The following is a 26766-nucleotide window of genomic DNA, read 5'->3' on the forward strand; positions in this document are numbered from 1 at the left end:
TATAGTTATATACAATATTTATGTTTAAAGTTATTTTCAATTTCTTTAAGTATTTCACTTATATCATCATTAAAATCTAGCAATTCCTTAGAATTATTATTTATCTTAGTAAGTACTATATCTACTTCATCTGGCGATATTTCTTTATAATGGCTTTTAATTACTAGCTTACTAAGCTTGTCTGAAAGGCGAGTAAAAAGTAACAAAAGTTTAATATCATCACTAAGATTACGTATTTCATTAATATATTCTAAATCCTTGCCTTTTTTATCAGCACTATGATAATTAACTATACAGAAAACAAGTTGCAAATCATAAAGTGATGAAGTTAATAATCCCTGGTTTTCTAAGAAGAATCTTGCTCCTGCTAAATTATGTTTCTTATTAAGCTTTCTTACATCGTGGATAAGGCAAGCAAAATATAATGAAGGGCTATAAGCTGGATCAGCAGTGCCCAAAAGCTTTAAAAAATACTTGTCAAACATATTGACAGCTAAGTCAGCTACTATTTTGCTATGTAATTGCCTATAGTCCATGATATCTTTAAAGGAATCTTCATTTTCATAAATTTCGCCATAAAGTTCTCTGGATTTATCCCATAATATATTACTTAATCTTAAAAGATTTTCTTTATTCAATGATAGTACCTCCTAGTTTGTTTTATTGTGAAATTTATAATGAAACAATTATAAAACTTGTTATAAATATTATACATAATAAAAATAACTAATTCAGTATTTTTGAGGACTTATTTAACAAAAATGCAATTATTTTAAATTACATGGAAATATATGATATAATAATTATTGTTAATAAGTATAAATGGTGGTGAGTAAAGGGTGAGGGCAAAAAATAAATATGGTTTTATTAATGAGAGAGGAAGCTATAATTTTGACTTTAATGATGAAAATGAATCAAAAACTTTTATGGTCAGTTGTATTGTGGTAAATGAAAATCAATTAGAGCAATTAAATACAGAATCATCATTTATAGTTAAGGATTTTCTTAAGGCAGATAATTTAATTGATGAGGACTTAAAGTGGACAATGAAGAAAGTAGCCCTTAAAGATTTAAGCCATTTAGATATAGAAATATTTATTTTTTTAGTGAAGAAAGAAAGACTTAAGGAAGAGTACGGAATAAAAGATAAAGAAAGCTTCTTGGAATTTTTAAATGGTATTTTATATACAGATATTATAGCAGCTTATCCTCATATAAAGCTTATAAGTAATGAATTAATAGAAAAAGAGTTCTTGAAGGAATTTGATAAATATTTGATTGAAAAGCATTCACCAGATCTTTTAGGAGAATATGATGTTGTTTTTGTAGATGAAGAGAAGGAATATTCATTTTTAGATATAGGTTCTTTTATTAGTGATATTTTATTTAATAAATATGAAGGAAAAAGTGATTTAGCAGAATATGAACAGTGCTATGAAATAATTAGGGAGAAAGTTTTACCATTAGCTTCTTGGCCAAGGACTCCAGAAGAGTATATGGAGAATTTGCAAAAGTATATTAGAGAAGAATTTGATGAAGATATAGCATATAATTCCATTAGAATAGCTTTTGATTTTATAAGTAATAATGGTGGCACTAAAAATGAAGCCAAATATGCTCAAGTTTTATGCCTTAAATACTTACTAAGTATATTATTAAATTATGGTGAAAATAGATATGTATTTTCAGAGGAAATACGCAAAAACTTAAGCTGTGTTACTGGTAGAGAATTTACACCACATTATTTTCAAACTAGGATAATTGCTCCTTTAAGAGATAGTGGAATATTAATTGCCACCAGTAAGAAGGGGTATAAGATACCTATAAGGGAAAGTGAAATATTATCATTTATAAATCAGTCAAGTTCGGTAATAAAGCCAATGGTTGAAAGAATAAAGATATGTAGGGATAGTGTTTTAAAGGTTACCCATAATAAAGTTGATGTATTAAATAATGATGAATATAAATATCTCAAAGAAATAATAAATATAGAAGGCCATAAAGTATTAAAGTAGACTAAATAAGGTTTAATAGATAATATATTGCACAATTTATAGTATAATATGGCAATATCTATACAGGGTGGTGAGATTTTGAAGGTACTTGTTTATGGGGCTGGTGTCATAGCGGCCTATCTAGCATATGAATTAAAAAAGAAAAATGAAGATGTTACAATATTGGCTAGAGGGGAAAGATATAAGGAACTAAAAGAAAATGGTCTTATAATAAAGCATTATCTCCAAAAAAGAAAAACAATTACTGATATAAAGGTGATAGATTCATTCAAATCAGATGATTATTATGATGTTGTATTTATAGTTATGCAAAGTTATCAAGTTAAAGAAATATTACAAATTATTTATGCAAATAAGATATGTAAAGCTTATGTATTTATAGGAAATAATTTTGAGGCTGGAAAAATTTATAAAGAAATTGAGGAAAAATCCTTTAGTAAGCCAAAAGTATTATTTGGTTTTTTAGGAGTTGGCGGAAGGCGGGAAAATGGAACTGTAATCAGCATCCATAAAGGAAAATCAACTTTAGCTATGGGCAGTGTAAATAATGAATATTCCATTGAAAAAGTAAATCGTATCTTTAAAGATAGTAATATTAAGCTTGAACATTATGATAATATAGACAGCTATTTAAAATACCATATAGCATATATTTTACCTATTGTATATTTATGTCATCATGTAAATGGAAATTTAAAAGAAGCAGCACATAATAAGCCTTTAATCAAAGATACCATAGAGGCCATAATTGAAGGATATAGAGTTTTGCAATCATTAAATATTACAAGTGAACCTATAGATTATTTAGAAGATATGGAGTCATCTAGAAAGAAGTATTATTATCTTTATAAACTTATGCTGATGACACCCATAGGAAAGCTAGCCTTTGGTAATCATGCTATGAATGCTATAAAGGAAATGAACTTTTTAGCAGAAGCTTTTGATGAGCTTAAAGCAAGCTCTCCAATAGATACGCCGTATTATAATAAGTTAAGAAAAGATTTAAAGAAATGCAACTATTAGTTGAGATTAAAGAAAGCACTGGGAAGAAATTAATTCTCAGTACTCTTATTAGGATACAATGAAGTATTCTCCTTTAAATTCTTATACATGTGGCTATTAAAAGTTTCTAAGGAAGAACAAATTTTATCGGATAAATTGACCAAAATACTTTCACGATGATGAGGTGGCACTAAGGTTAAAGGAAACATATGATTTTTGATTATATCTATTTCCCTTTTGTTTAAAGAATAATGTTTTAAAGCATTGTTAAGTGCTGTTTTGGGATGCTTGAATCCATGAAACCTATGGGATTTGTCATGAATATGCCAATCATATAAGAAGTAATCATGAAGCAACGCACCATATATAAGGCTTTTTTCATCACATTTAATATTAAAAAACTGTGAAAAACAATATGCATAGTATGCTACTGCAATGCTATGCCAAAGGCAAGTAGTATTTCCATGTTGTATGAAGTTATCAAGCATTAGAAGATTAGTTTCTTCACATATATTTTTTAAACAGTCATTAAAAAATGACATTTGCTTTTCATTTAGCTTAAATGTTTTTGATTTAATCTTTGAAATATTTAAGTAGAGAGTATTAACAAAAAACATTATTATCACTTCTTTTTTTGTATTATTTGAAATTAAGTTTCATAAGATTATTTTAACATAAATGTAAACAAATTATTAATTAAAATTAAAGATATTTTATGAAGATTTTATTAAAAGTGTATAGAAAATTAGTGAAAAATATTATTTATTTGAAAAAACACAAAAAATTTACAAAAGCATAATATATTTATAAAACAATCATTTAATAAGAGGATACAATGGCAAAAGAAATAACTGATATTATAGAAGAAATACATGAATATTTTGGTGGATATAATGAATTTGTAAGTGCTGAAATGGGAGTTATGGCTGAAGAGATTAAAGAAGCAGTTTATGCAATTAACAATAGAAACTTTAGAATTGGACTTGAAAAATGTGATTTTATAACTGAAAAAGCTGTAGAAGGTGGGCAGTGTTTAGCTAAAATCATCTTGCCAGAGATACAAGTTCCAGAATTAAAGCTAAGCTTATGTAAAAAGACTATGACATTAGAAAATAGCAAAATTAATGAAATTTGTGAAAAATTTAAATCTATGATAAAATTACGATATTTTATTGATGATGAAGAAATAAGATATTACAGTATGGAAGATGAAGGTTGGAATAGGATTGATTTAAGAGAATCTACTACTAAGAAAAAAATTGGAGAAGTTGGAGAAAAGATTAAGACTGCCACCAATACAGCAGTTGAAAAAGTAAGTAAGCAGAAGAAAATAGTTACTGATTTACAAGATAATATGACAGATGCATTAAAAAAAGTAGTGAGTACATTAGAATTACCAATGCCATGTATGCTTATTAGAAAGAATAAAATTAATATAGGAATAGAAGTAAAATATCCATGTAGCTATGATGTTGTTATTAGTAAGGGCCTGTTACTTGCTCAAAAAGTATCAATGTCAGAAGTACTTAAGGTTATTTTAGGAGAAATGCTTCAAGTAGTTACAGATGTTAAAACTAATATTGAAGATATATTAAAAGAAGCGGTTAAAGTTGGAGTTGCTACTTTTAAGGAAACTTTAATTTCAATCTTAAAGATTTTAAGTATATCAGATATTAATTGTGATTATATACTTTGCAAAGGAATAAATGAAACTAGTTTAGGAAAATGGGTTGAGTTAAAATCAGATTTATCTAAATCCATTGCAACTAATTAAAAATGCGCATCATTTTGATGCGTATTTTTAATGGAGGAGAATAAATTATTATTATAACTATATTTATCTATATTGACAATAAAAGTAAAAATAAATAAGATATAAATTATATAAGAGGTTGTAATTTAAAGAGGATTATGTGAGGTAAAAATGGATATAAAGCATATAATTAATAAGTTATATTATGAAAATAATGCAACAAAAGAGGAACTTATATATGTACTAGATAAGATAAATGAAGATGAAAAAGATTATTTGATAAAGAAAAGTGATAAGTTAAGAACAAGGTATTATGACAATAAGGTTTATATGAGAGGGCTTATTGAGTTCACTAATTATTGTGTAAGAAATTGTAAATATTGTGGAATAAGAAGCGATAATAGCAAAGCAGATAGATATAGATTATCTTTAGAGGAAATATTAGAATGTGCAGCCATAGGTAATAGATTTGGATACAAAACTTTTGTCCTTCAAGGAGGCGAAGATCCTTATTTTACTGATGAGAGAATGGTGAAAATTATACAAGCTATAAAGGAAAAATATCCAGAAAATGCAATAACATTATCTATAGGTGAAAGAAGTTATGAGTCTTATAAAAGAATGTTTGAAGCTGGAGCAGACAGATATCTTTTAAGACATGAAACTGCAACAAAGAAATTATATGAAAGCTTGCATCCTAATGCCAGTTATGAAAATAGGGTACAGTGCTTATATAATCTAAAGGAAATAGGTTATGAAGTAGGTGCAGGGTTTATGATTGGTTTACCTAATCAGAGTAATGAAGATTTGGTAAATGATCTTTTATTTATAAAGAAGCTAAATCCACATATGTGTGGTATAGGGCCTTTTATTCCACAAAAGGATACACCATTAAGAAATGAAGTAGGTGGTACTGTAGAAAAAACTATGATAATGTTGGCTTTACTACGACTTATGGTACCTAAAGCTATGTTACCAGCAACTACTGCCTTAGGAAGTATAGATCCATTAGGAAGAGAAAAGGGATTGAAAGCTGGAGCAAATGTAGTAATGCCAAACTTATCACCAAAGCAGGTGAGAGATAAATATGCTTTATATGATGGAAAGATATGCACTGGTGATGAAGCAGCCGAATGTAGAAATTGCATTGAAAGAAGAATAAATTTATCAGGTTATAAAGTGGAAATTGGTAGGGGAGATAGTGTGATAAAGAAAGAGCAAATGAAGGTAGGTGATAATGATGAATAGCACACCGAATTCAAATAGAAAACACATTTCAATATATGGTAAAACCAATGCAGGAAAATCATCACTTATAAATGGGATTTTAGGACAAGACTTATGTCTTGTATCAAAGGTACCAGGAACAACAACTGATCCTGTGTTAAAAGCCATGGAATTAATCCCTGTAGGACCGGTGCTATTTATTGATACAGCTGGTCTTGATGATCAGACGGAGCTTGGATCAATTAGAATGAAGAAATCCATTGAAATGCTAAAAAGAACTGATTTTGCATTGTATGTAATGGATGTAAATGATATTGATGAAGACAACTATTATCATATGAAAATAGAATTTAAAAAGTATAATATTTCAAGCATTTTAGTAATTAATAAAATTGATGTAATCTCAACAGAAAGTCTTCAGTACTTAAGAAAAAAATATACAGGAGCCTTTTTTGTTTCAGCAGAAACCGGTGAAGGTATTGAGGAATTAAAAAAAGGAATTGCTATAAGATTGGAAGAAGAAGAAGAGGAAATGCCTATAATAGGTGATCTTGTACCTTATGATGGAAAAGTAGTTCTTGTAATACCAGTAGATTCAGAAGCACCAAAGGGAAGGATAATACTGCCGCAGGTGCAATGTTTGAGAGATTGTTTAGATCATGGGATAAAGGCGTATGTAGTAAGGGATACTGAGTTATCATCAGCTCTTGAAGATATTCAGAATGTAGAGTTGGTAGTTACCGACTCACAGGCTTTCAAAAAAGTATCAAGAATTGTACCAGGAGATATTAATCTTACAGGTTTTTCTATATTATTTGCAAGACATAAAGGTGATTTAAAAAGTTTTGTAGATGGAACTGAGAAGATAAAAGAATTAAATGAAAACTCTAAAATACTTATTTGTGAAAGTTGTACACATAATGTTTCCCATGAAGATATAGGAAGAGTGAAGATTCCTAAATTATTAAATAAAGCAGTGGGAGTAGATTTAGAATATCATTATAAGATTGGCCATGACTTTCCAGAGGATTTATCAAAGTATGATTTAGTTATTCATTGTGGTGCATGTATGATAAATAGAAAGACTGTTACATTAAGAGTGAAGAGATGCAAGGAGCAAAATGTAGCTATAACCAATTATGGTGTTATACTTGCTTATTTAAATGGAATCTTAGATAGAAGTATAGAAATCTTTGATTTATAAAAAATACTCAAATCCAGGATAGGATTTGAGTATTTTTTTAGTTTTTGTTATAAGATATTGAAGAATCAAAATATGGAGCATACCAACCATTTTCATCAGCACTTGGAGCTGCTGTATATTGAAGATTATTAAAGTAAAGAGAAACTTTATTCACCTTATAATTATAGGCATAAGTATTAATTAAAGTATATATAAGTTCATAGGAAGAAGCAGGGTCAAGATTCATATATTTTTCAAATGAATCATTGAATTTAACTGTAAGTGCATTGTTAGCAGCATCTACTGTGGCACTGCTGACACCAATTTGATTAGATAATAATATAAAGTCAGAGCTGTATTTATTATCTTGTAATGCAGAAGTTAAAGCAGATACTAGGGCATTTTCTTCAACATGAATGTTTTCATCTACATAATATCTTCTTCCGTCAACGGAATTATAAAAGAATAATCTACATGTTTGTGATGAGTAACTAGAGTCTTCAGTAGAAGATAAGTTTTCAACAGTAGTATTTTTTTCAATAGCTGAGGAAGTGTTAGTATTTTCTTTCGGATTTTCAGAGATAGTTGATGTAGAAACATTAGTAGTGGATTCGCTATCTTGCAAAGTGGATTCATCAACAGATAATGCATCGTTTATTAAAGTTTCATCTTGGGAAGAGATACTAGTATTATCACTAGCTGAAGTGATAATACTAGTATCATTACCATCTAGAGAACTCTTTACTTGGCTACAGCATATAAGTGATAGAGAAAGGAAAAAGCAACAGCTTATACTTAAAAATTTTCTTTTCATAATCATACTCCTTACTTAAAAAATATCATACCTATATTATATTACCAAAATATGTAAAAAAGAATAGTTATTTTAATAAAAATTTATATTTAGTATTAGCTGGCTTAACTTTAATAAAGGATAAAGAAGAAATATCATAAGAGTTTAGAGAAAGTACTAGCTTTCTCTATAATTTTTTTGTAATAAATAGTATAGGAAAATACTATAAATAAAAAGGAAAGTAAAATTATAGGGGGATCTTATGAATTATTTAGAAGGTGAAAAGTCAGAAGTATTTGAAAGTCATAAGGCAAAGGTCATAGAAAATATAAATAAAAGTAAATCAATGGGAATGAATAAGATTACAGCAATTTTAGCTATAGATGATGAAGATGAAATAATACAAGGAGCATTAATTAACTGGCTGATAAAAGAAGGATATAGAATATCTTTAATAAAGGAAGATTATAATATTTTAGTTATTGAATGGTGAAGATATTAAATTTTATTTAAGGCTATAATTTTTTGATAAATGATAATGATTTTATTTAACCAAATTGGTATAAAGGAGTTATTAAATGGGCATTAAAATTGTACTGGCAGACGATGATAGTCTTATAAGGGAAAGTTTTAAAATTAATGTACAAAAGCATAGATTGGTCAGATAAAGATGTATTTATTGAGAAAATTTTTAAAAATAAAGAAGAGTTATTAAATTTTACACGAAAAGAGAAGGAAATAGTAAAAGAAATTGCAAGTGGACTTACCAATAAGGAAATTGCAAAGAAGCTGTTTATTTCTGAAGGGGCAGTAAAAAGATATATAAGTTCAATATTAAACAAAACAGGATTTGCAAGAAGAATACAAATTGCTATGTTTTATTTAAATGGTACTGTTGTATAAACTTATAAGGTAAGGATGTATCTTGATGAATATTATTTTAGATAGAAAATCTTTTGAAAATTAAAAAATGTTGAATAACAAAGAAAAAAATGGAAATAATTATTCATAAAAGGAGTGATTGATTATGAATAATAATTTCCAAGATTATAATGAAGAAGAATATAATAACGAAGATAAGAAGGAAAATAAAAAAAGAATAAGAAATAGAGTGAACTTATTTATAGTTTTACTTATAGTATGCTTTTTCTCAACTTATTTTATTGTAGATAGATTAACTAATAGTAAATATAAAGATGTCAGTGATAATCAATCTAAAACCTCAGTATATAATAATACCAACTTATTAAGTGATGATATGAAGATAATACTAAAGGTAGATGGAGTAGTAGAAAAATCAGAAACTTTAAAAGACTTTAAACTTGATAATGAAATTGACAGTGTAAATGAACAATTTTTAGTAGATTACTATGCTTCTAAAGGCTATAGTGTGGAAAGTTTAAGTGAAAAGAAAGTAGTGCTAAATAAGGATGAGAAAGAAGTAACAGTTGAACCTAATAAATACTATTTAGGTGAAAAAGATGGATATTTTGCAATATATAAGAGTGATGAAAATGGCAAGGTATTTATAGAAGATGAAAGTGATATATACAGAAGTAGTGGAATGGTGAATACAATTCCAGAAAATGATCAAGAAGATATTAAAAATTTTAAGCTTGGTTATGATACTAAGAATGAAGCAAAAGAAATACTAAGTGGATATATTAGTTAATGAAAGTAAGATCCCATTTTTATGCTATTCTCCCTTTATCATATGTCCTAGCGTTTGTATAACAAAAATGATAAAGGGGGACAATAAAAATGTAAAAGAAATAAAAAACAAAACTAATAAATATCAAAAGTATTTAGTAGCAAAGATGAAATGGAGGGAAGTATATGAATATAGTTCCAAGCAATGAGTATTTGCTAGTTATGCCTAGTGGTAATGTAAAAGGTTTTGATGATTATGCAATGGCAAAAGCATATATAAATAATTATTATTACTATAAAACTAGACGAGTTGAAGAAGTAGAAGCATATGATGATTTAACCAATAATTTTGATGATATAGTAGATACAGTTTGTTATAAAATTGGTATAGAAGAAGGAGAATGTCAACTATATTATACATCTAATATAATTGAAAAATTGCAAGATGAATTAGTATTTAATGAAGAAAAAGAAGAGGTTATTTCAAAACTAATGGCTCATAAAATAGAGTTTAATACATACGATTACGCTATTGATAATATTTTTCAAGATGTTCAATCAATTGATGTTATGGAACAATATGGTAGTTCTATTACAGGACAATAGTTTCATTGATTAAAATTATATAAAAGTAAATAAGCTGACAAACAATATTATTTGTTTTGTCAGCTTTTTTCATTGAAAAATAGATATTAAAATGTTAAAGTAGAATGTAGGCGAAATAGTGGGGCAGGAGGATAAATATAGTGTACGAATATATTAAAGGAAAATACATGGGAATAAATAAAGACTATATAATTATTGAAAATAATAATATAGGATATAAGATATTTACTTCCGGTGCAACAATGGCAGAAATGCCAGGAATAAATGATGAAGTTATGCTTTATTTAGAACAAATAGTGAGAGAAGATTTTATTGGGCTTTATGGCTTTAAAGATAGAGAAGAACTTGAAATGTTTAAACTTTTATTATCAATTAGTGGTGTAGGAGCTAAAGCAGCTTTATCTTTATTATCTATCAGCAGAATAAATAATCTAAAATATGCTATTATTATGGAAGATGATAAACATTTATGTAGAGCCCCGGGAATTGGTAAGAAAACTGCTGGAAGAATTATATTAGAGCTTAAGGACAAAATTAAGAAAGAAGATATAATGAGCGGTGTTGATATTCAAGAAGGATTTGAGGACTTACAGCCAACGGTAAATACAAATACAGTTGGAGAAGCTTTAGGTGCATTATTAGCTTTAGGATATTCAGAAAAAGAAGCAGAAACAGCACTTAAACAAGTAGATAAAACTGCATCATTGGAGGATATCATTAAAGATTGTTTAAAAGTTTTAATGGGATAGAGGTGAAATAGTGGAGAGAATTATTACACCAGTTGAATTGAAGGAAGATGGCAACAGTGAATTAAGTTTAAGACCACAGAAAATCAATGAATATATAGGTCAGGATAAAGTTAAAGAGAAACTTAATGTATTTATTAAGGCAGCACAATCTAGAGGTGAAGCTTTGGACCATGTCTTGCTTTATGGACCTCCAGGTTTAGGAAAGACCACATTAGCTAATATAATTGCTAAAGAGATGGGAGGAGATCTTAAGATTACATCAGGTCCAGCTATTGAAAGAGCAGGAGATTTGGCAGCTATACTTACAACATTAAAAGATAATGATGTTTTATTTATAGATGAAATACATAGGTTAAATAGAAATGTTGAAGAAATACTATATCCTGCTATGGAAGATTATGCCCTTGATATAGTTATAGGAAAAGGAGCAGCAGCAAAGTCTATTAGACTTGATTTACCACATTTTACACTAATAGGAGCAACTACTAGAGTGGGAATGCTTACAGCTCCGTTAAGAGATAGATTTGGTGTAATGTGTAATATGGTTTATTATACAGATGAGCAGCTTAAGGAGATAATAGTAAGGTCTGCTTTTGTTTTAAGTTGTGATATTACAGAAAAAGGTGCCATGGAAATAGCTAGGAGATCAAGAGGAACTCCAAGAATAGCTAATAGGTTATTAAAGAGAGTAAGAGATTATGCCCAAGTATATTCAGATTCCTTAATAAGCTATAAGGAGGCAAGGGCAGCACTGGAATTATTGGAAGTGGATAATAAAGGCTTTGATAATGTTGATAATAAGATATTAGAAGCTATTATAGATAACTTTAAAGGTGGTCCAGTAGGAATAGAAACCTTATCCTATTATATAGGTGAAGAATTGGGGACTATTGAAGATGTATATGAGCCGTATTTATTGCAAAAAGGCTTCATTGTAAGGACGCCTAGAGGAAGAATGGCTACAGATAAAGCTTATGAACATCTTGGACGCACAAGAGTAAATAAGAAGAATAAACAGCAAGCAAGTTTTTTTGAGGATTAAGGAGTAAAAGATGAAAACAAGTGATTTTAACTTTCATTTACCAGAAGAGCTAATAGCTCAGCACCCTTTAGAGAAGAGAGATAATTCAAGATTAATGGTGTTAGATAAGGCTACAGGTGAAATAGAGCATAAACATTTTTATGATGTTTTAAACTATTTAAATCCAGGAGATACTCTAGTATTAAATAATACTAGAGTGTTACCTGCTAGGTTAATAGGTGAAAAAGAGAATACTGGTGGGAAAATAGAATTTCTTCTTTTAAAAAGAATAGAAGGAGATAAATGGGAATGTCTAGCTAAGCCAGGTAAAAGAGCAAAGATAGGAACAATATTCACTTTTGGAGAAGGAAAACTTAAATGTAAAGTGGTTGATATAGTAGAGGAAGGAAATAGAGTAATTGAATTCATCTATGATGGAATATTTGAACAAGTTTTAGATGAACTTGGAGAAATGCCTCTTCCACCTTATATCACTGAAAGATTAGAAGATAGGGAAAGATATCAAACTGTATATTCTAAAGAAAAGGGATCAGCAGCAGCACCAACGGCAGGTTTACATTTTACAGAAGAACTTTTACAAAAGGTAAAAGAAAAAGGTGTCAATATTGCATATGTAACTTTACACGTAGGACTTGGAACTTTTAGACCTGTAAAGGTTGATGATGTAAATGAACACGTAATGCATTCAGAATTCTATCATTTAGAAGATGATGATGCTAAAATTATCAATGATACAAAGAAAAATGGTGGAAAGATTATTTCTGTTGGAACTACTTCTACAAGAACTTTAGAAACTATTGGTGATGAAAATGGAATGGTTAGAGCACAAAGTGGATGGACTAACATATTCATTTATCCAGGATATGAGTTTAAGGTAGTAGATAAGCTGATTACTAATTTCCACTTACCAGAATCAACACTAATAATGCTTGTATCTGCTTTAGCAGGAAAAGAAAAAGTTATGAATGCATATAATGAAGCTGTAAAAGAAAAATATAGATTCTTCTCATTTGGAGATTCGATGATTATAAAGTAACATAATTTAAAGGACGTGAAATTTTGAGTAAAAAATATACTTTATTAAAAAAAGAAGGTAAGGCAAGAAGAGGTAGATTTGAAACTCCTCATGGAACAATAGAAACACCAGTTTTTATGAATGTTGGTACTTTAGCAGCTATTAAAGGTGCAGTATCATCAATGGATTTAAAGGAAATAGGATGTCAAGTTGAGTTATCAAATACATATCACTTACATTTAAGACCATCTGATAAAGTTGTAGCTGAAATGGGTGGATTACATAAATTTATGAAGTGGGATAGACCAATACTTACAGATTCAGGTGGATTCCAAGTATTTTCATTATCTGGTATGAGAAAGATAAAAGAAGAAGGGGTGTACTTTAGTTCTCATATAGATGGTAAGAAGATATTCATGGGGCCTGAAGAATCAATGCAAATTCAAAGCAATTTAGCATCTACAATAGCAATGGCTTTTGATGAATGTATACCAAATCCTTCTACAAGGGAGTATGTTCTTCAATCAGTAGCAAGAACAAATAGATGGCTTGATAGATGTATAGCAGAAATGGATAGATTAAATTCACTACCTGATACAATCAATAAAGAGCAAATGCTATTTGGTATTAACCAAGGTGGATGTTATGAAGATATAAGAATTGAACATGCTAAGCATCTTGCTAGTTTAGATATGGATGGATACGCAATAGGTGGATTAGCTGTTGGTGAAACACATGAGGAAATGTATAGAGTAATTGATGCAGTAGTTCCTCATTTACCAGAAGATAAGCCAATTTACTTAATGGGCGTTGGTACACCTGAAAATATTCTAGAGGCTGTGGAAAGAGGAGTTGATTTCTTTGACTGTGTTCTTCCAGCAAGAAATGGTAGACATGGACATTTATTTACTGCCAATGGTAAGATAAATATCATGAATAAAAAGTTTGAAACAGATGAAAGACCAATAGATGAAGGATGTAAGTGTCCAGCTTGTAAACACTATACAAGAGCATATATAAGACACTTATTTAAGGCAAAAGAAATGCTAGCAATGAGACTTGCAGTATTACATAATCTTTATTTCTATAATAATATGATGCAAGAGATAAGAGATAATCTTGATAATGGTACTTTTGCAGAATACAAGGCAGCTAAGCTTGAATCATGGGGATGTAAAAAAGATAAATAAAAATACTTTGCCTATATCTAAATTAATGATATAGGCAATATTTTGATAAATATTAAAAAAATGTTAAGTTTATATTTTAAATTTGACAGTATATTTAAAATGAAGTATGATTTATAGTGATACAAAAGTTATGTAGATTAAATACGGAAGGGTGAACTTAATTATGGCACAAGCTTTAATTCAAATAGTAATACCTTTTGCAGCAATGTTTGCAATAATGTATTTCTTATTAATATTACCAGAAAAGAAAAGAAGTAAAAAATATAATAACATGTTAGCTGAATTACAAGTTAATGATGAGGTTTTAACAAGAGGTGGAATCGTTGGAAAAATCATCACAATAGATGAAGATCAATTAGTAATTCAAAGTGGTCCAGATAGAGTTAGAATAAGAGTAACAAAGAATTCTGTTGCTCAAAAAATAACTAAAGACGCATAAGATGTAAGGAATAATACCTTCTACTGCTTCATATTATGAAGCATAGGAGGTGTTTTTTTATGGACTGGAAGAATTATTTTTCTTGTGTCTTAAAGGGATTAATAGGTTCTATCGCAGTAACAGTAATTTTAACAGCAATATTATCTCTATTTATGACATTTGTTGAAATAAGTGAATCTATGTTTAGTGGCCTTTATGTTGTTATTACTTCGCTTGGTTTGGTATTTGGAACAATTTTAGCAGCAAAGCTTCATGGTAAAAACGGATGGTTAGTTGGACTAGCAGTGGGAGTATTCTTTTACATAGCACTATATATAACAGGAGTATTATTAGGTGCCAGCTCAAAGTTTGGACTTTATGAACTTATACGATTTGCATTATGTGTTATAGTAGGTTTTTTATCAGGAATGCTAGGAATAAATATAGGAGAAAGTTAGATATTTAATTATCTAGTATCCATTATCAATTTTAAAAAAATAAAATATCCTGAAAAATTTTATGGAAAAGATTAAATAAAAAGGCAGCTTGCATTAGCTGTCTTTTAGTATTAAAAGAAAAATTCAAATATACCCATGGCTATTATGATAATTGCAGAAAATAGCGGCGAGTATTCACCAAAAATTTTTGATAAGTACCTTGATCCAAGTTTTAATCCTATGCTCATTGTAATGATGCTAAAAACAAAGGTTAAAATTGTGGTGAGAAATATGCTTATACCTGAAATACTAGCACCAATTCCTAAAGCAAGATTATTGATGCTTAAGGATAATGCTAAAGTTATTGCTTCACTTATTTCAATGTTTCCAGAGCCATTTATGTCGGCAGTTTTATTAAGCTCAACTATCTCGTCATAATCTAAAGAGTTAATAAATTCTACCAAGTTTTCTTCCATATGCTTATGCTTTTTTTCATAATAATCCCAAAGAATATATAAGCCTACTATTATTAATAAACTTGAACCTATATAGTTGCAAATGCCAGTGGGAATATAATCACAAATAAGGTGTCCTAAACACATAGCAAGAAATGTTGTTAACGTTACAATTATGGAAATTACTAAATTAATGATGAGTTTTATTCTAATTTGTTTTACTCCATAGGCAATGCCTATTATCAGACTGTCAATGCTTGAGGAAAATGCAAGTAAAATAGAAGAAAAAATATGCATTTTTATACTCCTTTAATTGATATAATATCTAATATATTCGAAAAAACTAAAATTAGTTACTTTAATCTTTTAAATTAATATTGTTATGAGATATATAGGTGATGAAAGAAATAAAAGATTTATCAATATGAATTTAAGCCCAGCACAATTTGCTGGGCTTAAATAATATTAGTAGTTAATTCCAGCAGCTTTGATGTTGTTAACATCTCCTTGGCTACATGGTGTAACTCCATATGTCATATTACAATGAGGGCATCTATCAACTAATATTTCCATAGTAAAAGTTTGTCCACAAGAACAATTTATCTCATAAGCATTTCTTAATTTAAGATCAGCTTTTCCTTTACTTCTTACTAAATCTACTACAGCTTTTCCGTCATTTCCTAAGTTTGAACATCCACAACTCATTTTAGTACCTCCAAATTTAAATGTATATTTATTTTGCACATTTAGTATAACCTATGAAGGTATATTAAGGCAATATTAAAATTTATATATTATCCCTAAACTCTCTTGGAGTAAGATGATATTTTCTTTTAAATAACTTATTGAAATACGATAAATTGTTAAAGCCACATTCTAAAGAAATATCTGTAATAGAATAGGCAGTGGATTTTAATAATTCAGCAGCTTTTTCTAATCTATAGTTATTAATATATTTTAAACAAGAAGTACCAGAATATTTTTTAAAAAATCTCATAAAATAATATTCACTGAAATTACATAACTTAGAAATTTCTTTAATAGAAATATCTCTATTGTAATTTTCCTGTACATAATTAAGGATGGTTTTCATTTTATTTTGAATATCATTAGTAAGTTCACTATAGTTATTTTCTTTATGGACATAGTTATATTTATAGAAATTTGCAAAGAGGTTAAATAGCATGGATTTTAGTTCTAATTCATAAGCAATATCTTTTTTATCATATGTAGAAGGGATTTCCTTAATAATTGAATAAATTTTTTTATAACCAGAGCTTTCAGAATTGATTATTACAGGTAGCTTATAACTTTTATTCAGCAAAGGGGAAATATAATTTAGTGAGCATCCATCAGTAAGATGACTTTTAAGCAAATCAAGACTAAATATTATAGTTGTCCATTCCATATCATAACTGTTAATTTTATTGATGGCGTGAAGACTTTCAGGAGAAATAATAACAATATCTCCTTCATTCACTGTAAATGTAGCAAAATCTATTTTATATTCAGCTTTTCCCTTTAAGATTAAGGTCATTTCTATTTCCTTATGCCAATGCAATACCACATGAGGAAAGGCTTCTGTTATTTCACCTTTATAAGTGCTAAGCAAAATATTAAAATCTCCATGATTTTTATTTTCTTTTAAATTAAGTAAATCTGAATTCATAAATCCTCCTAGAGCAGTTTTGTTATATAAAAATGTAATTTTTAATGAAGTATTAAGGTGAAAGTTAATATATAATTACAGTATTATATTAATAATAACATAAATTGTTTATTAAAGAGGAGCTAATTATGAGAAGTGAGAAAGAAAAAATGACTAATGGGGAAATGTATTTATCTGGAGATGAAACTTTAGTAAATGAAAGAATAAATGCTAGAAGACTTACGAGAATTTATAATAATACAATTGAAACTGAAATGGAGAAGAGAAAAGAAATATTAGAAGAACTTTTAGGAGAAGTAGGAGAAAATATATTTATTGAACCAACATTTAAGTGTGATTATGGATATAACATCAAAGTAGGTGATAATTTCTATGCCAATTTTGATTGCGTAATATTAGATGTATGTCCAGTTACTATAGGAAAAAATGTATTTTTAGCACCAGGTGTTCATATTTATACAGCCACTCATCCGCTAGATGCAGTAAAAAGATGTAGTGGTGCTGAATATGGTAAGGCAGTTACCATTGGTAATAATGTGTGGTTAGGTGGAAGAAGTATAATTACACCAGGTGTGACCATTGGAAATAATGTAGTTGTAGCAGCTGGAGCTGTTGTTGTTAAAGATGTGCCAGACAATGTAGTGGTAGGTGGGAACCCTGCTAAAATAATAAAAGAAAATATATAAGAATAAGAGGGTATTATGGTGGAAAAATTTGGAGAATTATTAAGTTATACTATTGATGAAAATACAGTAAGCGTTAATTATGAGAAAAGTACTGCATATATAAAGATTATTACGAAAGATATAATAAATTTCTTTGTACCAAAGATTTCCAAGGAAAGAAAATCTAAAGCTATAGAATATTTAGATAATAATATATGTAATTTTACAGTGGAGAAAAGAACAGGTGTTATCGACATTATCACAGAAGCTCTTATAATAAAAGTTTATGATGAATTTATGATAGATATATATACCATAGAAAATGAGCTTATATGTTCAGATCATCGAGGAAAAAGAAGTCCCTTTATAAGACGTAGTGGTGATTACACTTTACTAGAGGATGAAGGACATGAATATGCTAAAGAAGAAGAATTTAAAGTATTTGTCAAAAAAACTATGAATGAGGATACTTTATTTTATGGGTTAGGAGAGAGAACAGGCTCCTTAAATAAGCGAGGATATCATTATAAGAATTGGAATACAGATAATCCAGCGCCACATGGAGAAACCTTTGAAGCCTTATATAAATCTATTCCATTTCTAATAGCATTAGAAAAAGGAAATGCCTATGGAATATTCTTTGATAATCATTTTGAAACTCATTTTGATATGGGTAAGGAAAATAGTAATTATTATTACTTTTCAGCAGTAGATGGTAATATTGATTATTATTTTATTAATGGACCACAAATTAATAAAGTGGTAGAGCGATATACTTATCTTACAGGAAGAACACCTCTTCCAGCACTTTGGACATTAGGTTATGCTCAAAGTAGATGGTCATATGGCAATGAAGAAAGATTGATAGAAATTGCCGATAGCTTTAGGGAAAAAGATATTCCTTGCGATATCTTATATTTAGATATTGATTACATGGATAGATATAAAGTCTTTACTTGGAATAATAACAGGTTTAGTAACCCAGAGGAAATAATGAAAAAATTAAGGGAAAAGGGATTTAAGGTAGTGACAATTGTTGATCCAGGAGTTAAGAAGGAAAAAGGCTATAGTATATATGATGAAGGACTTAAAAAGGGATATTTTGCCACTGATAAAGATGGAGTGGTTTATGTTAATAAAGTATGGCCAGGCGATGCAGTATATCCTGATTTTATGAACAGTGCTGTGAGAAATTGGTGGGGGAATAATCAAAAAATAATGTTAGATTCAGGTGTATCAGGTATCTGGAATGATATGAATGAACCAGCAAGCTTTAATGGACCATTGCCAGATGATGTAATGTTTAATGATGATGGAGTTCCTATGGCCCACAAAGAAGCTCATAATATTTATGGTCATATGATGGCGAAAGCCACTTATGAAGGTTTAAAGAAAGCTACAGGAAAAAGGCCATTTATCGTAACTCGTGCATGTTATTCTGGTACACAAAAGTATTCAACTATATGGACAGGAGATAACCAAAGTACTTGGGAACATCTTAGAATGTCACTACCAATGCTTATGAATTTAGGATTAAGTGGATTAGCATATTGCGGTACTGATGTAGGTGGATTTGGATTTGATTGTACTGGAGAGTTATTAAGTAGATGGGTGCAAGTTGGTACATTTACACCATTTTTTAGAAACCATTCTTCACTGGCAACTAGGGATCAGGAACCTTGGGCTTTTGATAGGGAAACAGAAGAAATAAATAGAAAATATATTAAATTAAGATATAAGTTTATTCCATATTTATATGATGCTTATAGAAAATGCGAGCTTGATGGTACACCAATATTTAAGCCATTATTATACAACTATCAATATGATAAAAACACTTATGAAATAAATGATGAGTTTTTATTTGGTGATAATATATTAGTAGCACCTGTAGTAGAGGCTGGTGCTAGGAAGAGGCTTGTATATTTACCTCAAGGTGATAATTGGATAGATTATTGGACTAAGGATGAATTTACTGGTGGTCAGTATATCATAAAAGATGCACCGCTAGATACATGTCCTATTTATATAAAGTCTGGATCTATAATTCCTATTATGGAGGAAATGAACTATATAGGTGAAAAGGAAAATAATGTGCTTCATTTAGAAATCTATGGATCAAATAATGGGGTAGAGCATATGGCATATACTCATTATTGCGATGATGGTGAAAGCTTTAATTATAGAAATGGAGAGTATAATGAATATAGGATAGAAGTTTCAATGGAAGAGGAAATGAAGGTAAAACTAAATCTTATTCATGATGGATACAATAGAAAATATGAAAGCTATGACTATATGATTTTTTAATACTCTAAAAGGGAGCCTAGAGAGTAAGGCTCCCTTTTAATATTGAAAATTATTATGTTTTTGATAAAGCTTCTAAAGCATAAGCTAAGTATAATTGTGTGCCAATAATCACTGATTTTTCATCTATATTAAACTTTTCACTATGGTTAGGGTGATCACAGCCAATTTCATCATTGCCACTACCTACAAAGGCAAAAGCACCAGGAATCTTTTTCTGATATATGGAAAAATCTTCTCCTAGCATTATAGGAGGCGTTTTAATGAAAGTATTGTCAGTAAAGATTTTTTTTGCACCATTAAGAGCGGTATTTACCACATTTATATCATTAATTACTGCTGGATGGGCAGAAGATTCATAGTCAATATTTACAGTAGCTCCGTAACTTAGGGCAGTAGCATAGCTAATACGCTCAATGGATGCTTTTATATGTTTAGCAGTGGAAACGGAAAAAGTACGTACTGTACCCTCAATAACGGCTTTGCTGGAAATAATATTATGAGTTGAGCCAGATTCAATATGGCCAACGGTTACTACGGCATTATCAAGAGGATCTATCTCACGGCTGATAATTGATTGGAGGTTCATGAGTATGGCAGCGCAAACTAAGGAAGCGTCAATGCATTGATGAGGAGTGCCAGCATGTCCAGCTTTACCGTTTATATGAATGATGAATTTATCTGAGGCAGCCATTCTAGCACCAGATTCTATAGAGAGTTTTCCACAGTCTATGTCAGTAAATACATGTAGGCCAAATATTTCATCCACATTATCTAAATAACCATGTTCACATATTAGTTTTGCGCCTTTGGCATTTTCTTCAGAAGGTTGGAATATAAGAAGTACTTTTCCTGGAAGAAGATCTTCATATTTTTTTAATACGATAGCAGCACCTATAAGTGAAGCCATATGGGCATCATGACCACAAGCGTGCATAATTCCTTTATTAATTGAAGCATAAGGTACACCAGTATTTTCAGTTATTTTTAAACCATCCATATCACAGCGTAAGGCAATGGTTCTACCTTGATTATTACCGATGGAAGCAATTACTTCCGTTTTTACTTCATTTAAATATGGAACATTTATCTTCTTAAGTTCTTCTTGAATTTTTTTACTTGTTTTAAATTCTTGCATACTTAGTTCAGGATACATATGAAAATATTTCCTTAAGTTTTTAATATAGTTAGCAATAAGTTTTGTTTCAACTACAATATCAATCATTTTAAATTCCTCAAAAAATAATATACCTAATATATATATGCAATACCCATAAAAAAATCTTTTATAAGAAATAAGATAGGGTATATTGATAAAATATAATGGAAGAAAATGTATTTATTATGGAATCCAATAAAGAATAAGATAGATTATTAGTAGATGCAGTTATTTTTATTGTGCTATAATTGTGTATAAAATATAGAGGAATCGGGGTGAAATTTATGGATTTGAATGAAATGCTTGACCTTATATTACTATCAGGATCAAAGATAAGTAGAATTGAAGGAAAAAGGCTTTATCAAAATAAATTGGTAAGTGATATTAAAGGTAAGAAGATAGAAAGTATATATCATATATATGGAAAAGTTAAAGATGAAAAAATTGAGAAGTATTATAATGTTCACATAAAAGTTGACTTACCAAATAAAAAAATTTCAGGTGAAAATTGTAGTTGTGAGGATTTCTTAGATAATAAATATGTACATAGAGATTTTAAATGTAAGCATATGATGGCTGTGGCCTATAAATTTTATATGATAGCAAAAAAGAATGAAAAGAAAAAAGGTAGTAAGGAGCCTATAAAGATTGAAAAAGTTTCCCTTAAAATAGAGCCAAGGCTTAAAGCTATTAAGGAAAATGGTCATGAAAAGTATATTGCTCAGTTGTGGATTGGTGATAGTTCATTAGCACTTATGAAATCTATTAATGAGTTTATTTACTGCATGGAAAATAAGAGATTTTTAAGTCTTAATGATAATTTTGTGTATAATCCTCATAAACATATACTTAATGAAGAGGCAGAAAGAATCATCAGTTATATCAATAAAAATATAATCAGCAAAGATTCCAAGGGAAAAAGGATAATAGGAAGATACTTTGAAATTAAAGCAGAGGAGTTGAAAGAATTTTTAATGCTTTTAGAGGATAATAAAAGTATCATCTTTAATTATGATTATGTTAATTATAAGGCAGAAGTTATTAAGAAAGTGCTGCCAATACATTTTAATATAAAGATTAAAGAAGGAAAAATATCAGTAACAACTACCAATAAGATGCCAATTCCTTTAAATGATTCTTTAGATGTATTTTTATATGACAGAAAAATATATGTTCCTACTAAAGAGCAAATCAAATTTTTAAAAGTAATCTATAAGCCGTTGATGGATAAAGGACAGGTTATGATTGCTAATAATGAGGAAAGTTTAGTGAAAATTTTAACAATTCTTTCTAATATAACAGAGGACATATCCTTAGGAGAAGGAGTTAAAAGATTAGTTAAAGGTTTAATAAAACCAGAATTTTATTTCATTAAGGCTAATGATGAAATTTATTGCAAGGTAGATATAAATTATCCCGTAGGAAAAATAACATTGCTTGAAGACGTAAGTAAATTGAGTTTTATCCGTGACAAGATATATGAAGAAAAAATTGTTATGGAAATGGAAAAACTTAAATTTATTAAAGAGGCTAACAAATTTAAATTTATTGGGCAAGATGAAGATATATATGATTTGCTTTCAGTTAGATTTAAAGAACTTTTAAAAGAAGGTAAGGTATACCTGAACAATGCCTTTAAAGATATAAGACTTATTAAAGGAAAAGACTTAGAATATTCATTTATTGAAGAGGAGGATGGATATTATTTTAAGGTAAAGGACTTCACCATTAAAGAGTTAAATTTTGTTTTAAACCAGATGAAAAACAAAAAGGGATTTTATAAGACAAAAAATAATAACTATCTTGATTTGAAAGATAAGACAGTAATTAGAATATTAAATATCTTAGATAGTTTAGATATATCTGATGATAATATAACGATAGATAAAAATAAGATGCTTTATATAAATGAAAGTTTAAAAAATCAAGGAACAGCTTTTGATAAAGGTGAAGAAACCATAAAGGAACTTGATAAAGGCTTAAGTAATAGGCAACAGAGGGAAGTACCTGATGATTTAAATGCCAAACTTAGAAACTATCAAGTAGAAGGATTTAATTGGCTTAATGAAATTGCCAACTTGAAGGTTGGAGGAATATTAGCTGATGAAATGGGATTAGGAAAGACAATTCAAATAATAGCTTTTCTATTAAGTCAAAAAGGTAAAAAATCAATTGTTATTACACCTACATCTCTTATATATAACTGGCGAGATGAGTTTAATAAATTTGCACCAAGTCTTAAGGTGGGAATAATTCATGGAGATAAAAAAAGCAGGTCTGTAATGATGGAAAAAGAGTTTGATGTAATTGTAACTACCTATGGTCTTATAAAAAATGACTATGAATATTATAAGGAAAAGGAATTTGATTTCTGTATTATAGATGAGGCTCAAAATATTAAAAATTCAAAGGCACAAAACACCAAGTATGTTAAAGCAATAAAAGCTAGTTGCCGTATAGCATTAAGTGGAACACCTATGGAAAATAATTTAATGGAATTATGGTCAATTTTTGATTATATCATGCCAGGATATTTGTTAAGTGAGGCAAAATTTAAAGAAAAATATCTTAAAGAAGATATGTATGATGAGCTTAAAGAGCTTATTAAGCCATTTATATTAAGAAGGCTAAAAAAGGATGTAATTGATGAATTGCCAAATAAGATTGAAAAGAAATTCATGGTAGAGATGAAGGAAAATCAAAAGGCCGTTTATCAGTCTTATATAAAAGAAGTGAGGCAAAAGTTATATAGCGGAGAAGATAATAAGATTACCGTATTTTCTTATCTAACTAAGCTAAGGCAATTATGCTTAGATCCATCACTTATTTTAGATGATTATGTAGGGAGAAGTGCTAAAATAGAAGCAGCTCTAAATATTGTAAATATGGCAATTGTAGAAAATAGAAAGGTACTTATTTTTTCACAATTTACATCTGTGCTACAGAAATTAGGTAGTGAATTATCAGAAAAAAATATAGGATATTTATATTTAGATGGTAGTACAAAAGCTAATAAAAGAGTGGAGATGGTGAAGGAGTTTAATGAAAGTGAAGATTTAAAGATATTCTTAATTTCTTTAAAAGCAGGAGGTACTGGCCTTAACCTTACATCTTCAGATTTAGTGCTACATTTTGATCCTTGGTGGAATCCAGCCATTGAAGATCAAGCTACCGATAGAGCTCATAGAATTGGCCAGCAGAATATTGTTGAAGTAATCAAGCTTATAGCTAAAGATTCTGTGGAAGAAAATATCATAAGACTGCAAGAGGATAAGAGAGAACTAATTAATAAAGTCATAAGTGGTGAGGAAATAGGAAGTAATGTCATAGGAAAGCTTTCCAGAGATGAAATAATAGATTTATTTAGTTAATTCTAAATAATATATAGATGTAATTTATATTTATTGACCAAAGAAGGAAAATAGTTTTAAATAGATTATGTAAAGAAGAGTTGGGAGGAAATGGTTATGAAATATAATGTGAATAGAGAGTTTCTATTAAATACGTCAAAGGAAATATTAAGTTTTAATAGTCCAACAGGATTTTGTTTTGAAATAATAGATAAAATTGAAGAAATGTTAAAGCCTTATGGATATAATTTTCAAAGAACTAATAAAGGTTGTGCAGTTATAACAATACCAGGAGAAAGTAATGAGAGAGTTGTAGGGCTTTCTGCTCATGTGGATACTTTAGGAGCTATGGTTCGTTCAATAACAGGTAGCGGAACATTAAGATTCACTCTTTTAGGTGGACCTATAGTACCTACTTTAGATGGAGAATATTGTACTATAAGAACAAGAGAAGGTAAGCTTTATACTGGTACTTTCTTAAGTACAAGTCCTGCTGCCCATGTTTTTAAAGATGCCAGCACTAAAAAAAGAGATGATGAAAACATGGAAGTTAGAATTGATGAAGTGGTAAAGTCAAAAGAAGATGTAGAAAAGCTAGGTATAGCACCAGGCGATTTTATTTTTATAGATCCAAAGACTACCATAACAGAATCAGGCTTTATTAAATCAAGATTCATTGATGATAAGGGAAGCGTATCAGCACTTATAGCTATGATTGAAATGTTTAAAAGAGAAGATATAACTCCAAAGTATACTACCAAGATACTTATTTCTACTTATGAAGAAGTAGGACATGGAGCAGCATATATACCAGCAGATATAACTGAAATGATTTCAGTGGATATGGGATGCATAGGAGAAGATTTAAGCTGTAGTGAATATGATGTTTCAATTTGTGCTAAAGATTCAAGTGGCCCATATGACTATAATATGGTAACGGAGCTAGTAAACTTAGCTAAGAAAAATGAATTAAGCTATGCAGTGGATATATATCCAATGTATGGTTCTGATGTTAGTGCTGCTTTAAGAGGTGGAAATGATATTAGAGGGGCATTGATAGGGCCAGGAGTACATGCTTCCCATGGTATGGAAAGGACCCATGTTTCAGCTCTTGAGAATACAATTAAGTTATTAACAGCATATTTAGTTTAACAACAGAAAATTTAAAGCCATAGTATTAACTATGTCTTTTAGTTTAAGTAATAGATAAGTGGTTAAAAGAGGAAATGAGGGGTATTTATGAATGAAACAATTTGTACCATAATGAAAAGAGGCTCTTTAAGGAGATATAAGGAAGAAAATATATCAGATGAGCATTTAGATATTATCTTAAATGCTGCCATGAGGGCACCAACAGCTGGTAATATGATGACATATTCAATAATTACTGTAAGAAAAGAGGAAACAAAGAAAAAATTAGCTATAAGCTGTGATAATCAGCCTTTTATAGCAAAGGCACCTTTAATATTGATTTTCTTAGCTGATTATAGCAAATGGTATAAATATTATGAAGTAAATGGTGTAAGAGAATTTCAAAAGGATAGAGGAGAAACCTTTGCTGGGCCTTCTGCTGGAAGCTTTGTTCTGGCAGTACAAGATGCAGTAATAGCAGCAGAAAATGCAGTAATAGCAGCAGAAAGTCTTGGGATTGGTTCTTGCTATATTGGAGACATAATGGAACAAAAGGAATATCATAAGACATTGTTTAATTTGCCAGAATATGTGTTTCCAGTGGCAATGCTTACTTTAGGATATTATCCAGAAGATTACATGGTGCCATTAAAAGAGAGGTTTGCGGAAAAATATGTAGTCTTTGAAGAAAGATATAATGAGCTTTCCAAGGAAGATATTGATGATATGTTTAGAAAAAGGGATCAATTATTTACTGCAAAGAATAAATATAATGCTAAAAACTATGCGCAAATGCATTATAATTTTAAGGTAAAAGCACCATTTTCTAAAGAAATGCAAAGGTCTGTAGAAGAAGCATTAAAGGAATGGGATAAAAAGGAATAAGGAAAAAATTTTAATACCATAAGATAAAATTAAGCAGCGGAAGTAATCTCAAACCGCTGCTTTAG

At 29.3% G+C, this 26766-nt stretch carries 27 protein-coding genes; 20 read left to right on the forward strand and 7 right to left on the reverse strand.

All coding sequences use genetic code 11. The annotated features are described in order from the left end of the window. Nucleotides 1–5 precede the first annotated feature (5 nt). A complete protein-coding gene (locus H8R92_RS03440; RefSeq protein WP_186834757.1) occupies nt 6–638 on the reverse strand; it encodes a hypothetical protein in 633 nt (210 codons plus the stop codon). A 201-nt stretch (nt 639–839) separates the two neighbouring features. Here H8R92_RS03440 and H8R92_RS03445 point away from each other — a divergent pair, with 201 nt between their 5' ends. Continuing rightward, the gene (locus H8R92_RS03445; RefSeq protein ID WP_186834758.1) at nt 840–2015 is read left to right on the forward strand and encodes a hypothetical protein; all 1176 of its coding nucleotides are present in this window, start codon (nt 840–842) and stop codon (nt 2013–2015) included. Between the two features lie 78 nt (nt 2016–2093). Further along, nucleotides 2094–3038, forward strand: coding sequence for a ketopantoate reductase family protein (locus tag H8R92_RS03450; protein WP_186834759.1), 945 nt, complete (start codon nt 2094–2096; stop codon nt 3036–3038). Between the two features lie 29 nt (nt 3039–3067). On the opposite strand, the gene H8R92_RS03455 is transcribed toward H8R92_RS03450, so the two are convergent. Continuing rightward, nucleotides 3068–3634, reverse strand: a complete 567-nt coding sequence (locus tag H8R92_RS03455; protein WP_186834760.1) for an HD domain-containing protein — start codon at nt 3632–3634, stop codon at nt 3068–3070. Between the two features lie 218 nt (nt 3635–3852). On the opposite strand from H8R92_RS03455, the gene H8R92_RS03460 reads away from it, so the two are divergent. The 3 genes from H8R92_RS03460 (at nt 3853) to hydF (ending at nt 7201) form a co-directional block, all read left to right on the forward strand. After that, nucleotides 3853–4791, forward strand: a complete 939-nt coding sequence (locus H8R92_RS03460) for a hypothetical protein (RefSeq protein ID WP_022211699.1) — start codon at nt 3853–3855, stop codon at nt 4789–4791. A gap of 150 nt (nt 4792–4941) precedes the next feature. Next, complete coding sequence (gene hydE, locus H8R92_RS03465) at nt 4942–6018, forward strand: [FeFe] hydrogenase H-cluster radical SAM maturase HydE (RefSeq protein WP_022211700.1); 1077 nt, start codon at nt 4942–4944, stop codon at nt 6016–6018. Next, nucleotides 6011–7201 carry a [FeFe] hydrogenase H-cluster maturation GTPase HydF gene (gene hydF / locus H8R92_RS03470; RefSeq protein WP_186834802.1) on the forward strand — a complete coding sequence of 397 codons (1191 nt, stop codon included), beginning with the start codon at nt 6011–6013 and terminating at the stop codon, nt 7199–7201. The genes hydE and hydF overlap by 8 nt, the downstream gene beginning before the upstream one ends. A 37-nt stretch (nt 7202–7238) precedes the next feature. Here hydF and H8R92_RS03475 read toward each other — a convergent pair whose 3' ends face one another. After that, a complete protein-coding gene (locus H8R92_RS03475; RefSeq protein WP_186834761.1) occupies nt 7239–7994 on the reverse strand; it encodes a GerMN domain-containing protein in 756 nt (251 codons plus the stop codon). Nucleotides 7995–8235: 241 nt separating this feature from the next. On the opposite strand from H8R92_RS03475, the gene H8R92_RS03480 reads away from it, so the two are divergent. The 10 genes from H8R92_RS03480 to H8R92_RS03525 all read left to right on the forward strand — a co-directional run bounded on the left by H8R92_RS03480 (nt 8236) and on the right by H8R92_RS03525 (nt 15101). Continuing rightward, nucleotides 8236–8466 carry a hypothetical protein gene (locus H8R92_RS03480; protein WP_022211703.1) on the forward strand — a complete coding sequence of 77 codons (231 nt, stop codon included), beginning with the start codon at nt 8236–8238 and terminating at the stop codon, nt 8464–8466. A 146-nt stretch (nt 8467–8612) separates the two neighbouring features. Further along, nucleotides 8613–8876 (forward strand): response regulator transcription factor, encoded by a 264-nt coding sequence (locus H8R92_RS03485; RefSeq protein WP_186834762.1) that lies wholly within the window; start codon nt 8613–8615, stop codon nt 8874–8876. Nucleotides 8877–9000: 124 nt separating this feature from the next. Beyond that, the gene (locus tag H8R92_RS03490) at nt 9001–9645 is read left to right on the forward strand and encodes a hypothetical protein (protein WP_186834763.1); all 645 of its coding nucleotides are present in this window, start codon (nt 9001–9003) and stop codon (nt 9643–9645) included. 164 nt (nt 9646–9809) lie between these two features. Next, nucleotides 9810–10229, forward strand: coding sequence for a hypothetical protein (locus H8R92_RS03495; RefSeq protein ID WP_186834764.1), 420 nt, complete (start codon nt 9810–9812; stop codon nt 10227–10229). Between the two features lie 140 nt (nt 10230–10369). Next, nucleotides 10370–10978, forward strand: coding sequence for a Holliday junction branch migration protein RuvA (ruvA, locus tag H8R92_RS03500; RefSeq protein WP_022211707.1), 609 nt, complete (start codon nt 10370–10372; stop codon nt 10976–10978). 10 nt (nt 10979–10988) lie between these two features. Then, nucleotides 10989–12020, forward strand: a complete 1032-nt coding sequence (gene ruvB, locus H8R92_RS03505) for a Holliday junction branch migration DNA helicase RuvB (protein ID WP_022211708.1) — start codon at nt 10989–10991, stop codon at nt 12018–12020. Nucleotides 12021–12030: 10 nt separating this feature from the next. Continuing rightward, entirely contained in the window at nt 12031–13056 is a 1026-nt protein-coding gene (queA, locus tag H8R92_RS03510; protein WP_022211709.1) for a tRNA preQ1(34) S-adenosylmethionine ribosyltransferase-isomerase QueA, read from the forward strand. A 20-nt stretch (nt 13057–13076) separates the two neighbouring features. Continuing rightward, on the forward strand, nt 13077–14225 hold the full coding sequence (gene tgt, locus H8R92_RS03515) for a tRNA guanosine(34) transglycosylase Tgt (RefSeq protein WP_302623478.1): 1149 nt from the start codon (nt 13077–13079) through the stop codon (nt 14223–14225). Between the two features lie 163 nt (nt 14226–14388). After that, complete coding sequence (gene yajC / locus H8R92_RS03520; RefSeq protein WP_022211711.1) at nt 14389–14664, forward strand: preprotein translocase subunit YajC; 276 nt, start codon at nt 14389–14391, stop codon at nt 14662–14664. Nucleotides 14665–14723: 59 nt separating this feature from the next. After that, on the forward strand, nt 14724–15101 hold the full coding sequence (locus H8R92_RS03525) for a TIGR04086 family membrane protein (RefSeq protein WP_022211712.1): 378 nt from the start codon (nt 14724–14726) through the stop codon (nt 15099–15101). Between the two features lie 110 nt (nt 15102–15211). Here H8R92_RS03525 and ytaF read toward each other — a convergent pair whose 3' ends face one another. The 3 genes from ytaF to H8R92_RS03540 all read right to left on the reverse strand — a co-directional run bounded on the left by ytaF (nt 15212) and on the right by H8R92_RS03540 (nt 17204). After that, entirely contained in the window at nt 15212–15832 is a 621-nt protein-coding gene (gene ytaF / locus H8R92_RS03530) for a sporulation membrane protein YtaF (RefSeq protein ID WP_186834765.1), read from the reverse strand. Between the two features lie 168 nt (nt 15833–16000). Continuing rightward, entirely contained in the window at nt 16001–16240 is a 240-nt protein-coding gene (locus H8R92_RS03535; protein ID WP_022168123.1) for a hypothetical protein, read from the reverse strand. An 82-nt stretch (nt 16241–16322) separates the two neighbouring features. After that, nucleotides 16323–17204, reverse strand: a complete 882-nt coding sequence (locus tag H8R92_RS03540; protein ID WP_186834766.1) for an AraC family transcriptional regulator — start codon at nt 17202–17204, stop codon at nt 16323–16325. A 128-nt stretch (nt 17205–17332) separates the two neighbouring features. On the opposite strand from H8R92_RS03540, the gene H8R92_RS03545 reads away from it, so the two are divergent. Then, complete coding sequence (locus H8R92_RS03545; protein ID WP_186834767.1) at nt 17333–17890, forward strand: maltose acetyltransferase domain-containing protein; 558 nt, start codon at nt 17333–17335, stop codon at nt 17888–17890. A gap of 15 nt (nt 17891–17905) precedes the next feature. Continuing rightward, entirely contained in the window at nt 17906–20179 is a 2274-nt protein-coding gene (locus H8R92_RS03550; protein ID WP_186834768.1) for a glycoside hydrolase family 31 protein, read from the forward strand. 52 nt (nt 20180–20231) lie between these two features. Here the strand turns inward: H8R92_RS03550 and H8R92_RS03555 are convergent, their stop codons facing one another. Further along, on the reverse strand, nt 20232–21401 hold the full coding sequence (locus H8R92_RS03555) for a M20 metallopeptidase family protein (RefSeq protein ID WP_186834769.1): 1170 nt from the start codon (nt 21399–21401) through the stop codon (nt 20232–20234). Between the two features lie 218 nt (nt 21402–21619). Between H8R92_RS03555 and H8R92_RS03560 the strand changes: the two genes are divergently transcribed. The 3 genes from H8R92_RS03560 (at nt 21620) to H8R92_RS03570 (ending at nt 26701) form a co-directional block, all read left to right on the forward strand. Then, entirely contained in the window at nt 21620–24706 is a 3087-nt protein-coding gene (locus tag H8R92_RS03560; RefSeq protein WP_186834770.1) for an SNF2-related protein, read from the forward strand. A gap of 96 nt (nt 24707–24802) precedes the next feature. Then, nucleotides 24803–25837, forward strand: coding sequence for a M42 family metallopeptidase (locus tag H8R92_RS03565; protein WP_022211719.1), 1035 nt, complete (start codon nt 24803–24805; stop codon nt 25835–25837). Nucleotides 25838–25924: 87 nt separating this feature from the next. Next, the gene (locus H8R92_RS03570) at nt 25925–26701 is read left to right on the forward strand and encodes a nitroreductase family protein (protein ID WP_022211720.1); all 777 of its coding nucleotides are present in this window, start codon (nt 25925–25927) and stop codon (nt 26699–26701) included. Nucleotides 26702–26766 lie beyond the last annotated feature (65 nt).

The sequence above is a fragment of the Clostridium lentum genome (assembly GCF_014287815.1).
In the GTDB taxonomy this organism is placed as follows: domain Bacteria; phylum Bacillota; class Clostridia; order Clostridiales; family Clostridiaceae; genus Clostridium; species Clostridium lentum.